This is a genomic window from Pantoea sp. 9140 (assembly GCF_000745295.1).
Lineage (GTDB): Bacteria > Pseudomonadota > Gammaproteobacteria > Enterobacterales > Enterobacteriaceae > Pantoea > Pantoea vagans.
In genome coordinates this window covers 742,014-754,851 of the sequence record NZ_JQNO01000001.1, presented here as the reverse complement: position 1 = coordinate 754,851, position 12,838 = coordinate 742,014, and the positions used below count along the sequence as shown (strand labels likewise).

12 protein-coding genes and 1 other annotated feature are annotated in these 12,838 nt (G+C 55.6%); of the genes, 5 read left to right on the top strand and 7 right to left on the bottom strand.

Annotated elements, in window-relative coordinates:
• Positions 1–226: 226 nt before the first annotated feature.
• From htpG to FA92_RS03490, 6 genes are all read right to left on the bottom strand, one after another.
• The gene (gene htpG / locus FA92_RS03515) at positions 227–2,101 is read right to left on the bottom strand and encodes a molecular chaperone HtpG (RefSeq protein WP_033782210.1); all 1,875 of its coding nucleotides are present in this window, start codon (positions 2,099–2,101) and stop codon (positions 227–229) included.
• Positions 2,102–2,198: 97 nt separating this feature from the next.
• Positions 2,199–2,804, bottom strand: coding sequence for a recombination mediator RecR (recR, locus tag FA92_RS03510; RefSeq protein ID WP_013357024.1), 606 nt, complete (start codon positions 2,802–2,804; stop codon positions 2,199–2,201).
• Positions 2,804–3,136, bottom strand: coding sequence for a YbaB/EbfC family nucleoid-associated protein (locus FA92_RS03505; protein ID WP_003850423.1), 333 nt, complete (start codon positions 3,134–3,136; stop codon positions 2,804–2,806). The genes recR and FA92_RS03505 overlap by 1 nt, the downstream gene beginning before the upstream one ends.
• A gap of 55 nt (positions 3,137–3,191) precedes the next feature.
• Positions 3,192–5,261: a DNA polymerase III subunit gamma/tau gene (dnaX, locus tag FA92_RS03500; protein ID WP_033782207.1), complete on the bottom strand. Its 2,070-nt coding sequence runs from the start codon at positions 5,259–5,261 to the stop codon at positions 3,192–3,194.
• Positions 3,789–3,850, bottom strand: a sequence feature (DnaX frameshifting element). (Overlaps the previous gene by 62 nt.)
• A 158-nt stretch (positions 5,262–5,419) precedes the next feature.
• Positions 5,420–5,971 (bottom strand): adenine phosphoribosyltransferase, encoded by a 552-nt coding sequence (gene apt / locus FA92_RS03495; RefSeq protein WP_013357022.1) that lies wholly within the window; start codon positions 5,969–5,971, stop codon positions 5,420–5,422.
• A gap of 144 nt (positions 5,972–6,115) precedes the next feature.
• The gene (locus tag FA92_RS03490) at positions 6,116–6,505 is read right to left on the bottom strand and encodes a DUF454 family protein (protein ID WP_033782204.1); all 390 of its coding nucleotides are present in this window, start codon (positions 6,503–6,505) and stop codon (positions 6,116–6,118) included.
• A gap of 57 nt (positions 6,506–6,562) precedes the next feature.
• Between FA92_RS03490 and FA92_RS03485 the strand changes: the two genes are divergently transcribed.
• Genes FA92_RS03485 through rsmS form a run of 3 tightly spaced genes read left to right on the top strand, consistent with a single transcriptional unit; the run spans position 6,563 to position 7,557 of the window.
• Positions 6,563–7,093 (top strand): primosomal replication protein, encoded by a 531-nt coding sequence (locus tag FA92_RS03485; RefSeq protein WP_033782201.1) that lies wholly within the window; start codon positions 6,563–6,565, stop codon positions 7,091–7,093.
• Positions 7,094–7,150: 57 nt separating this feature from the next.
• The gene (locus FA92_RS03480) at positions 7,151–7,396 is read left to right on the top strand and encodes a membrane protein (RefSeq protein ID WP_013357019.1); all 246 of its coding nucleotides are present in this window, start codon (positions 7,151–7,153) and stop codon (positions 7,394–7,396) included.
• 8 nt (positions 7,397–7,404) lie between these two features.
• Positions 7,405–7,557 carry a pleiotropic regulatory protein RsmS gene (rsmS, locus tag FA92_RS22440; protein ID WP_013357018.1) on the top strand — a complete coding sequence of 51 codons (153 nt, stop codon included), beginning with the start codon at positions 7,405–7,407 and terminating at the stop codon, positions 7,555–7,557.
• Here the strand turns inward: rsmS and acrR are convergent.
• A complete protein-coding gene (gene acrR / locus FA92_RS03475; protein ID WP_033731781.1) occupies positions 7,554–8,192 on the bottom strand; it encodes a multidrug efflux transporter transcriptional repressor AcrR in 639 nt (212 codons plus the stop codon). The genes rsmS and acrR overlap by 4 nt on opposite strands.
• A gap of 142 nt (positions 8,193–8,334) precedes the next feature.
• Here acrR and FA92_RS03470 point away from each other — a divergent pair, with 142 nt between their 5' ends.
• Both FA92_RS03470 and FA92_RS03465 read left to right on the top strand, forming a co-directional pair.
• Complete coding sequence (locus tag FA92_RS03470; RefSeq protein ID WP_013357016.1) at positions 8,335–9,528, top strand: efflux RND transporter periplasmic adaptor subunit; 1,194 nt, start codon at positions 8,335–8,337, stop codon at positions 9,526–9,528.
• 16 nt (positions 9,529–9,544) lie between these two features.
• Positions 9,545–12,700: a multidrug efflux RND transporter permease subunit AcrB gene (locus tag FA92_RS03465; protein ID WP_033782198.1), complete on the top strand. Its 3,156-nt coding sequence runs from the start codon at positions 9,545–9,547 to the stop codon at positions 12,698–12,700.
• The last annotated feature ends 138 nt before the right edge of the window (positions 12,701–12,838 follow it).

The window sequence follows — 12,838 nt, the reverse complement described above, 5'->3', positions numbered from 1 at the left end:
CGGCTTGATTTTGATGACCGCGTCAGGCCTGGACTGCTGTTTGATCGAGCCAGCGCAAAAAACACGGTCAGATCGGAAAGACGCAAAAGCCGTCATCCATGGCGCGGGACGCTTTCCTCCTCTGACCGTGTTCCCTGCGCACTGGGTTCATTCGTTGCGGCCAGAATCCCCCTGCTTTGACTTTAACAGCCGTCTGAGGCCGGTGAAATTCACCGGCCTGTTGCCGTTATGCGGTCAGCAGCTGGTTCATGCGACGGATAAACTGGTTAGGATCGTCCAGCGTGCCGCGCTCGGCCAGCAACGCCTGATCCAGCAGCAGTTCAATCCACTCACCAAAGCGTGTTTCATCCTGCGTATCGGCAACACGTTTCACCAGCGGGTGATCCGGGTTGATTTCAAACAGGTACTTCACTTCCGGCACTTCCTGTCCAGCCGCCGCGAACAGCTTCGCCATCTGCGTGGTCATCTCGTTGGCGTCGGTAGTCACAATCGCTGGCGTATCGGTCAGACGATGGGTCAGACGCACCTCTTTCACGCGTTCGCCCAGCAGATTTTTCACCCGCTCAACAAACGGCTCCAGCGCTTTTTCCGCCTCTTTCTGCTCTTCGGTCTCTTCATCCGCCAGCTTGCTCAGCGACTCATCCGCTTTGCTGACCGACTGGAAGGTTTTACCGTCGAACTCGGTAAGGTAACTCATCATCCATTCGTCGATGCGATCGGAAAGCAGCAGCACCTCAATGCCTTTTTTGCGGAACAGTTCCAGATGCGGGCTGCTCTTCGCGGCGGCATAGCTGTCAGCGGTGATGTAGTAAATCTTCTCCTGACCTTCCACCATGCGGCTGACGTAATCTTCCAGCGAAATGGTCTGTGTCGAACCTTCGCTCTGGGTGGTGGCGAAACGCAGCAGTTTTGCAATGGTTTCCTGGTTGGCGTTATCTTCCGCCGGGCCCTCTTTCAGCACCAGACCGAACTCATTCCAGAAGGTCTGGTATTTCTCGTTATCTTCTTTCGCCAGTCTTTCCAGCATCTGCAGGGTACGCTTAGTCAGCGCAGCACGCAGACTCTGGGTCACGCGGCTATCCTGCAGGATCTCACGGGAGACGTTCAGCGGCAGATCGTTCGAGTCAATCAGACCACGCACAAAGCGCAGGTAGTTCGGCATAAACTGCTCAGCGTCATCCATGATAAAGACGCGCTGCACGTAAAGTTTCAGGCCGTGCTTCTGATCGCGGTTCCACATATCGAATGGCGCACGCGCCGGAATGTAGAGCAGGCTGGTGTACTCCTGCTTACCTTCCACCCGATTGTGGCTCCAGGCGACCGGATCGCTGTAGTCATGGGCGATATGCTTGTAGAACTCATTGTACTCGTCGTCGCTGATCTCAGATTTGTTGCGGGTCCACAGCGCCTGGGCTTTGTTGATTTTCTCCCAGTGCGTTCCCTCGCCCTCTTCATCTTTGCTCTCGATCTCAACCGGCAGTGCGATGTGATCGGAATATTTGCTGATGATGCTGCGCACGCGCCATGCGTCCAGGAACTCATCTTCGCCTTCGCGCAGATGCAGGGTGATCTCAGTACCGCGATCGGCTTTCTCAACCTCCGCCAGGGTATATTCGCCCTCGCCTGCGGATTCCCAGAACACGCCTTCATCGGCTGATGCGCCAGCGGCACGGGTACGCACCGTGACTTTGTCCGCCACGATAAAGGCAGAGTAGAAACCGACACCGAACTGACCGATCAGCTGGCTGTCTTTCGCCTGATCGGAGCCCAGCGATTCCAGGAAAGATTTGGTGCCTGATTTGGCGATAGTCCCGAGGTTCTCAATGACCTCATCGCGACGCATACCGATACCGTTGTCGCTGAGCGTGATGGTACGGTTGTCCTTATCAACAGAGAGACGAACACGCAGCTCGCCATCACCTTCATACAGGCTGGAATCTGACAGCGCACGGAAGCGCAGTTTGTCTGCCGCATCCGAGGCGTTGGAAATCAGCTCACGCAGGAAAATCTCTTTGTTTGAATAGAGAGAATGGATCATCAGGTGCAGAAGTTGTTTTACTTCCGACTGAAAGCCACGGGTCTCTTGTCCTTTCATGGTCATTGCTACCTCAACAAAACAGGTTGAACAAACGTTGAGGTTGATGTGGGGATGACAGGAGGAATTTCAAGCCGGTGTCTGTCACAACACCGGCAAGTGATTAAAATTTAAACTTCTGGCGGCCTGCCAGCGAGTGGGACAGCGTGGTGCCATCCACCATCTCCAGCTCTCCACCTACCGGCACACCGTGCGCGATACGGCTGGCGTCAACGCCATACTGGCCACAGAGCTCCGCGATGTAGTTTGCGGTTGCCTCGCCTTCTACCGTCGGGTTGGTGGCGAGGATCACTTCCTGCAGCGTTTCACTCTCCAGCCGCTGCTCCAGACGATCCAGACCGATATCAGCCGGACCGATGCCGTCGAGCGGCGAGAGATGCCCCATCAGCACAAAGTAGCGACCGCCAAACTGACCGGTTTGCTCAATGGCGTGGATATCTGCCGGGCTTTCTACCACGCAGATTTGACCATTCTGCTGACGCCGTGGATTGGCGCAGATGGTGCAAATTTCCTGCTCGGTGAATGTCCGGCAGTCAGAACAGTGTCCGATCTCCGACATCGCCCGGGTCAGCGCCTGTGCCAGCCGCATGCCACCGCTGCGATCGCGCTGCAGCAGCTGAAAAGCCATGCGCTGTGCCGACTTCGGCCCAACGCCGGGCAGACAGCGCAGCGACTCCATCAATGATTCAAGCAGTGGACTGGTTTGCATCAGAACGGCATCTTAAAGCCTGGTGGCAACTGCATGCCTGAGGAGACAGACGCCATCTTCTCTTTCTGGGTCTCATCAATGCGACGTGCCGCATCGTTGAACGCCGCGGCAATCAGATCTTCCAGCATATCTTTGTCATCTTCCAGCAGGCTGGGATCGACTTCCACGCGACGGCAGTTGTGCGCGCCGTTGATGGTGACTTTTACCAGGCCAGCACCCGATTCACCGGTCACTTCAATCGCGGCGATCTCTTCCTGAACCTTGGCCATTTTGTCCTGCATCTGCTGGGCCTGTTTCATCAGGTTGCCCAATCCGCCTTTACCACCAAACATAGTTTTCTCTCTCAGCTGAGGCTACAACGCTATCGTTACGATAGCAGCAGCGTGTCTAAACAGGTCGGATACTCTCCTCATCCAGATCGGCATCAAAAAATCGCTGCAGCGTCTGAATGTGGGTATCACAGGTGATCGACTGACGCGCCTGCGCCAGTTTCTCTTCGTAAATGGCCTGACGCCACTCCAGTGGCGTCAACACCGATGAATTATCGTCTTCAACGACAGAGAGTTCAACTTTCTGCCCGGCACTCTGGCTAAGCGCATCACTTAGCACCTGCTGCGCCGACGGTGAATTAAGGTGACGCTGGCTGCTGCGCAGATGCAGGCAGACACCATTTTCAGTTGTCTCTTTCCAGGCATTTAATGCCAGCTGCTGCACCAGCTTTGGCAGCGGCAGGGTTGTAATCTCTGCGGCCCAGGGATCGCGCTGCTGCGCCTCTTCGGCCAGACGCGCCGCCAGCTCAGGGGTTTTCTCATGCTCCAGCGCGGAACGCAAGGCCTTAGGCGTCGCCACCGGCTCCGCCACTTCAACCGACTGATTAACCGCTTGCCAGCGGTATGCTTCCTCTTTTACCGGGGCGGCGGGCTCACGATCGCGGATACGCTGCTGACTGCGCTCGGTAACCGAGGCCAGCCGCTCCAGCGCGGAGTTGGCCGGCCGCGCACCTGGCGCCGCCGGCTCACTCTTTTTTGGCTTGTTCGCTCCCTGACGCAGCAACTGAGTGCGCGCCTGCAGGAGCTGGCTGGTGGAACTGGAAAGTGCCGTGTCAGGCGCCGCATCCGGTGGCGGCGCAGGCTGCGGAGCCGGATCGGGCGCGGCCATCTGTGGCTGAGCGGCCACCTGCTGTTGCGGAGCAGGCATCGGCTGCTGCGCTACGGGCGACCTTGTCTGAGCAGGTGACGATGTGGCTGGCTGTGCTGTCGTGGGTCGTGCTACAGGCGCAGGACCGGATGGTGCCGGTGACGTCTGCGCCGGAGCAACAGGTGCCATCTGTTCCGTTAACGCGGGACGCGCAATGGGTTCTGCCACCGCCGCTTTAGGATGAAACGCCAGGGCCCGCAGCACCGTCATCTCAACGCCCATGCGGCGATCGGGCGCAATCGGCAGATCCTTACGGCCCATCAACAGGGTCTGATAATAGAGCTGCAGATCGGCTGGCGGCACCACGCGGGCCAGTTCACGCAGTCGGATCGCATTGCTTTCTTCGTCATCGTTGAGCGAGGCCGGCAGCAGTTGCACCATCGCAATCTGGTGCAGCAGGCGCAGCATCTCGACCAGCAGCGCCTCCCATTCCACCCCACGTGACGCGGCCTGGCTCAGCAGGTTCATTACCTGCTGACCATCACCGTCAACCAGCGCTTCCAGCAGACCCAGCGGCTGTTCATCATCCAGCGTGCCGAGCATAACGCTGACCGTGCTGCTGGTCACCGCGCCCTGCCCCATGGCAATCGCCTGGTCGGTGAGGCTCAGCGCATCACGCATACTGCCATCGGCGGCACGCGCCAGCAGCTGCAGCGCCCGGGTTTCGCTCTCAATCTGTTCCTGCTTCAGCACATGCTCAAGCTGCTGACGGATTTGATCAACATCCAGCGCTTTGAGGTGGAACTGCAGGCAGCGCGAAAGAATGGTCACCGGCAGTTTCTGCGGATCGGTGGTCGCAAGCAGGAATTTAACGTGTGAAGGTGGCTCTTCCAGCGTCTTTAACAGCGCATTGAAGCTGTGACGCGACAGCATGTGCACTTCATCGATCAGATAGACTTTGAAGCGGCCACGCGCCGGGGCGTACTGCACGTTGTCGAGCAGATCGCGGGTGTCTTCAACTTTGGTGCGTGAGGCGGCGTCAATCTCAATCAGATCGACAAAGCGGCCCTGCTCAATTTCACGGCAATTATCGCACTGACCACAGGGCGTGGCGGTGATGCCGGTTTCGCAGTTAAGGCCTTTGGCCAGCAGACGCGCAATAGTGGTTTTCCCGACGCCGCGAGTGCCGGAGAAGAGATAAGCATGATGGATGCGTCCCAGAGACAATCCATTCGCCAGCGCCGTCAGAACATGTTCCTGACCGACAACATCAGCAAAAGCCTGGGGACGCCATTTTCGCGCAAGTACCTGATAGCTCATGTGGAGTTCGACGAAGTTGGATGGAAAGATGAGCGCAGACGCTCTGCAACCCCTGTATAAGATTGCAGTAGTCTATCAGCTACGCTTTTGGCTGGCACTCGTTATCTTGACGCCGGAGGCGTGACGGCCTCGCCGGGTAGCGAGACCGAAAGCGTGGCTTAGTGGCCGGGGAATTTGACCAGGCTGTAGCTCTCAACGCCCAGGGCATTGAGACGCGATTCACCGGTCAGATCGAACAGGTTGATAATGAAGGCTGCGTCTTTCACTTCACCACCAGCACGGCGAATCAGTTTAACGGTCGCTTCGATGGTGCCGCCGGTCGCCAGCAGATCGTCAACCACCAGCACCAGATCGCCTGGCTGGATGGCATCTTTGTGCAATTCCAGCTTATCGGTGCCGTATTCCAGTTCATAGGACTCGCTGTAAACCTCACGCGGTAGTTTGCCAGGCTTACGAACCGGAACAAAACCGACACCGAGACCTAATGCCACAGGTGCACCAAACAGAAAACCGCGCGCTTCCGTACCCACCACTTTGGTGATGCCTTTATTACGGTAACGCTCAACCAGCAGCGCAATCGACGCGGCGTAGGCTTTCGGATCTTCCAGCAGGCTGGTGACATCGCGGAACAGGATGCCTGGCTTAGGATAATCGGGGATACTTTTAATGCTGTTTTTGATGAATTCAAGCTGCTGCGCAGTGTCGGTCATAATGATACGCCTGGTAAAAAATTCTGTTTCGCGCAGCTTCAAAAGCGCTAATACCTGGTAAAAGGCTCAGCGGAAGTCAATTCACAAAGGGAAGCCACGCACGAAGACGCCCAAATCTAAGCAAATGACCGGCTAAATGCAACTTTATCGCGGTGGCGGCGGTGCGTCCGCTGTTTCTGCCACCACCGGAATACGCCACATAAACAGCAGCAGCGCCGCCAGCATGATCAGCAGCATGATGCGAACCCAGAGCTGATGCACCAGGAAAAGTGAGAGACTAAAGGTGGCGACAATCAGGCAGATAGCGCGCAATTTGGCACCCGGCGGCATGGCGCGATGCTGTTGCCAGTGACGCAGATAGCGGCCAAACGGTGATTTCCACAACAGCCAGTAATGGAATCGCGGCGATGAACGGGCAAAACACCAGGCCGCCAGCAGCATGAATGGCGTGGTGGGTAATAAAGGTAATACAATGCCCAGCGTCCCCAGCACAATCGCCAGCCAGCCGAGGGTTAATAACAGAATGCGTTGCATGAATCTCGCCCAGCTCTTTCCTCATCAGCGTACGTTAGCACAACTCAGGGCCAGACGATGAGTGCGATCGCTGTGCAACAGCGCCTGCACCAGCTCCTTATCGCCCTGCGTCAGGAGATTGCCCGCCATCCCGATGGCGTTTGCCGTCTGCCACGTTTTGATACTCAGCTATTCCAGACCAAAGGTACGCGACTGGCAGATTATCTGCAGGAGGTGGAACAGAACTTCGCCCGATTATGCGATGTTAGCCATGACCTTGCCCGCAGTGCCTGGCTGGCTGAACGCCTGGTCGATCAGATTGCCGCCCTGCAACGCGAGGCGAGTACCCAACAGTTGCGTACCCGACGCGAACAACCAGTAAAGAACCCACGCGCGACTAAATATCAGGAGTACCGTGAATTTGAACGGCGTTTACTGGCGATGATCGATCAGCGTGAGCAGCGGCTGGCACTGGCTGAAACCCTGGCGGTACAGCATCAGCTGAAGCAGGATCTGGAAACGCTGGAGGGACGACTGGCACGCTGTCGACAGGCGATTCGCTCGGTTGAGTGGGCCTCGTCATTGCGCAGCAGTGAAGATGGCGAATAAAGCGCAGCGTGATAAAAGCGCTTCTATACTGGGTGTAATTCTGCGTGGAGAAGAACCATGGGTTTACTGACCTGGCTGCTATGCGGGCTGCTGCTGGGATTGCTGAAGCGTCTGCTGATGCCGGGACGACCCGGCGGCCTGATGGCGACTCTGACGCTGTCGATGATCGGCGCACTGATTGGCGGCTATATCGCCACCTATTTTGAACTGGGCTCGCTGGCAACGTTGCACGCTGGCGCGCTGGGCATGGCGATTCTCGGCGCAGTGCTGATGCTGCTGGTCGCGGCCCGCTTACGTATTTAGGAGAAAAGATGTCACTGGAAAACGCCCCTGACGACGTCAAACTGGCAGTGGATCTGATTCAGCTTCTGGAAGAGCATCAACTGCCGGTTGAAACGGTGCTTTCAGCGCTGGCCATGGTGCAGCGCGATTTCGAGAACAAGCGCGATGGGCAGCCTGCTTAGCGCTGAGCAGTCAGCGTCGGGCTAAGACGCAGCATATCAATAAAGGCATTGACCAGCGTTGGCGCGTCAGCGGCTAAATCAAAACTTTCGGGCGCAAACAGCCAGCTTTCCATCATGCCATTAACGTAACCACGCAGGATTAGTGCGGCCTGACGCGTACTGAGACTACCCGGAAGTTGTCCGGCTTCAATGCACTGACGCAGGACATCTTCTATTTTGTCGTAGCACTCCAGCAGCAGGCTTTGCTGAATATTTTTCAGCGCCGACATTTCGCCTACAAATTCACATTTATGGAAAATGATCTCCATTAGAGCGCGGCGCTGCGGATCCTTTGCTGTTGCATCAAAGATATAGACCAGCATTGCGCGCAACACAGAGAGTGGATCACCAGGGTATTTTGTCTGATACTCAAGTTCCACATCGTCCAGACCAGCATCACAACGAAGCCATATTTCATGTAATACATCGGCTTTATTTTTGAAGTGCCAGTAGATAGCCCCACGCGTGACACTGGCGGCTGTGGCGATCTCTGCAAGAGAAGTGGCTGAGACGCCCTGCTGCGAAAACAGAACAATGGCGGCATCAAGAATTTGATGTCGCGTTTCAAGTGCTTGCGCTTTGGTTTTTCGTGCCATAGGGGGCTTTTTTTACAAACAGGTAAGTTTACATACATTTGTGAATGTATGTACCATAGCATGACCTGCGACTTGACACAGCAATGGGTTTTTCAGTTTGTGATCCATTGACCAATTGATATCGGACACTAGAGGTTTATTTATGAATAAAATCAGAGGATTATCGCCTCTGGCGGCCGTCCTGATGCTATCAGGCAGCTTTTTGTTAACAGGATGTGACAACAATAAATCCGAACAAGCCGCCCAGCAACCGCCAGCAGTGGGTGTTGTGACACTTAAAACTGAACCCCTGAAAATTTCGACTGAATTACCTGGCCGCACCTCAGCATATCGTGTGGCTGAAGTCCGTCCGCAGGTTTCCGGTATCATTCTGAAGCGTAATTTCATTGAAGGCAGCGATGTCAAAGCAGGTCAGTCTCTTTATCAGATCGATCCGGCGACTTATCAGGCCGCTTACGACAGCGCTAAAGGCGATTTGACTCAGGCTCAGGCGAATGCACGCATCGCTCAGCTGACCGTCAAGCGCTATAAACCGCTGCTCGGCACCAAATATATCAGTCAGCAAGATTATGACACCGCCGTTGCCACTGCCGCGCAGAACGATGCTGCCGTGCAGGTGGCAAAAGCCAATGTTGAAACGGCCCGTATTAACCTGGCATATACCAAAGTGACCTCGCCTATCAGTGGCCGCATCGGTAAATCCTCTGTTACCGAAGGTGCACTGGTACAAAGCGCACAAACCACCGCGCTGGCTACCGTGCAGCAGCTTGATCCCATGTATGTCGACGTGACCCAGTCGAGCGAAGATTTCATGCGCTTACGTTCAGAACTGGAATCGGGTCAGCTGAAGCAGAATGATGGCAAAGCCAACGTGACGCTGCTGATGCAGAATGGCAGCAGCTATGCACAGACCGGTACGCTGGAGTTCTCTGACGTGACCGTTGATGAAACCACCGGCTCCATCACCCTGCGCGCCATTGTCCCGAACCCTAACCACACGCTGTTACCGGGCATGTTTGTTCGTGCGCGTCTGGATGAGGGGATCAACCCGAATGCAATGCTGGTGCCGCAACAGGCTGTCACCCGCACGCCAACGGGTCAGGCAACCGTGATGGTTGTGGGTGCAGATAACAAAGTCGAATCACGTCAGGTCACCACCTCTCAGGCGATCGGTGACAAGTGGTTAGTGACCGACGGCGTTAAAGCAGGCGAACGTGTGATCAGCACCGGTCTGCAGCGTGCCAAGCCAGGCGCACAGGTTACTCCACAAGAAGTCTCAGACGATGCGAAAGCGGCACCCGATTCAAAGCCGCAGTCTGACAAGTCATCGTCATAACAGGAGCCGTTGATTCATGGCTAAGTTCTTTATCGATCGCCCCATCTTTGCGTGGGTGCTCGCCATCATCATCATGCTGGTCGGTGCGCTATCGATTCTCAAACTTCCGATCGAGCAATATCCTAATGTTGCGCCGCCGGCGATTGAGATTCAGGCGACCTACCCTGGTGCGGATGCAAAAACGCTGCAGGACTCGGTGACGCAGGTCATTGAGCAGAACATGAACGGTATCGATGGACTGATGTATATGTCCTCGAGCAGCGACTCATCCGGTACGCTGACCCTGACTATCTCCTTTGAGTCAGGAACAGATGCGGATATTGCGCAGGTTCAGGTGCAGAACAAACTGCAACTGGCGACGCCGCTGCTGCCGCAGGAAGTGCAGCAACAGGGGATTCAGGTTAAAAAATCCTCCAGCAGCTTCCTGATGGTTGCGGGCTTCATCAGCGACGATGACAATATGACGCAGAATGATATTTCTGATTTCATTTCATCGTCCATCAAAGATCCTATCAGCCGTACCAAAGGCGTGGGTGATACTCAGGTATTTGGTGCGCAGTACGCGATGCGTATCTGGATGGATCCGCACAAGCTGAACAACTACAACCTGACCCCGGTCGATGTGATCAGCGCGCTGAACACTCAAAACACCCAGGTCGCTGCCGGTCAGTTGGGCGGTACGCCTCCGGTTCCGGGCCAGCAGCTTAACGCCTCCATCATTGCGCAAACCCGTCTGACCTCAACGGATGAGTTCGGTAAAATTCTGCTCAAAGTAAACGAGGATGGTTCTCAGGTTCGTCTGCGTGATGTGGCCAGAATTGAGCTCGGCGCAGAAAACTACGAGATCGTTGCCCGTTATAACGGCAAGCCTGCATCCGGTATCGGTATCAAGCTGGCCACCGGTGCGAATGCGCTGGATACTGCCAATGCGGTAAAAGCCGAGCTGGCCAAATTGCAGCCAACGTTCCCGGCCGGGTTAAAAGTGGTTTATCCGTATGACACCACCCCGTTCGTTAAGATCTCAATTTTCGAAGTAGTGAAAACGCTGATCGAAGCGATTGTGCTGGTGTTCCTGGTCATGTACCTGTTCCTGCAGAACTTCCGCGCCACGCTGATTCCTACCATCGCCGTACCCGTGGTATTGCTGGGTACGTTTGCCGTTATCAGCGCGTTTGGTTATTCGATAAATACCCTGACGATGTTCGGGATGGTGCTGGCCATCGGCTTGCTGGTGGATGACGCCATCGTGGTGGTCGAGAACGTCGAGCGCGTTATGGCGGAAGAAGGATTGCCGCCAAAAGAAGCGACCAAGCGTTCCATGGAGCAGATTCAGGGCGCGCTGGTCGGTATCGCGCTGGTGCTTGCCGCCGTATTTATTCCGATGGCGTTCTTTGGTGGGTCGACCGGCGTTATTTATCGTCAGTTCTCAATCACTATCGTTTCAGCGATGGCGCTGTCGGTGCTGGTCGCCTTTATTCTGACGCCGGCACTCTGTGCCACCATGCTGAAGCCGGTTAAAAAAGGCGAGCACGGTAAAACCACCGGTTTCTTCGGCTGGTTCAACCGCATGTTCGACAAAAGCACCCACCACTATGTCGACAGCGTCGGTCACATGATCCGCAGTACGGGTCGCTATATGGTGATCTACCTGCTGATCGTGGTCGGTATGGCGTTTCTGTTTATGCGACTGCCCTCTTCATTCTTACCGGAAGAGGATCAGGGTCTGCTGCTCGCTCAGGCTCAGCTGCCAGCGGGTGCAACTCAGGAACGTACCCAGAAAGTGCTGGATCAGGTGACGGATTACTTCCTGACGCAAGAGAAAGATACGGTTAAATCCGTGTTCACCGTTAACGGCTTCGGCTTTGCTGGTCGTGGACAGAACACCGGTATCGCCTTTGTCAGTCTCAAGCCGTGGGATGAGCGTGCCGGTAGCGACATGAAAGTTCCGGCGATTGCTGGCCGTGCCATGCAGGCGCTGGGCGCGATCAAAGATGCGATGGTCATCCCCTTCAACCTGCCAGCGATTATCGAGCTGGGTAACGCGACCGGCTTTGACTTTGAGCTGATCGATCAGAACAACCTCGGCCACGATAAGCTGACGGAAGCACGTAATCAGCTGTTCGGTATGATTGCGCAGCATCCTGATACGCTGGTGGGTGTTCGCCCTAACGGGATGGAAGATACACCGCAGTACAAACTGACTATCGATCAGGAAAAAGCGCAGGCGCTGGGCGTATCACTGAGTGATATCAATACCACGCTGGCAGCCTCCTGGGGCGGCTCCTACGTAAATGACTTTATCGACCGCGGTCGTGTGAAGAAAGTTTATGTCATGGGTAATGCGGATTCCCGTATGCTGCCGGACGACATTGGTAAATGGTACGTGCGTAACAGCAGTGGAACCATGGTGCCCTTCTCTGCCTTCTCGTCAGCGAAGTGGCAATATGGTTCACCGCGTCTTGAGCGCTACAACGGCCTGCCAGCCATGGAAATTCTGGGCCAGGCCGCACCAGGCAAAAGCTCCGGTGCAGCAATGGACCTGATGGAAGAGCTGGCGGCGAAGCTGCCTGCTGGCATCGGCTATGACTGGACCGGTATGTCCTATCAGGAACGTCTGTCAGGCAACCAGGCACCTGCGCTCTATGCCATCTCGCTGATTGTGGTCTTCCTGTGTCTTGCCGCACTGTACGAGAGCTGGTCGATTCCATTCTCGGTCATGCTGGTTGTTCCACTCGGGGTCATCGGTGCGCTGATCTTTACCACGCTGCGTGGCCTGAGTAACGACGTCTACTTCGTGGTGGGGTTACTGACAACCATCGGCCTCTCGACCAAGAACGCCATCCTTATCGTCGAATTTGCCAAGGATTTGATGGATAAAGAGGGTAAAGGGCTGATTGAAGCAGCGCTGGAAGCCTGTCGTATGCGTCTGCGTCCTATCCTGATGACGTCACTGGCGTTTATTCTCGGGGTGCTGCCGCTGGCGATCAGTACGGGTGCTGGCTCCGGTTCACAAAACGCCGTAGGTACTGGCGTTATCGGGGGCATGGTCACCGCGACCATACTGGCGATCTTCTTCGTTCCTGTGTTCTTTGTGGTGGTACGCCGCCGCTTTGGCAAGAAAAAAGAAGAATCAGCGAACAGTCATCCGGTTGAGCACAACCAGACTCACTAAGCTGTAAATCATCTGAGGCCGCGCAAGCGGCCTTTTTTTGCCTGCGATTCTGCCCTTCTCCCTTCCTGACACTTCACGCGAGCTGACATTCTGGCAGTTGCAATCCTGAACGGTGCGGCGCATAATAATGTTATATTA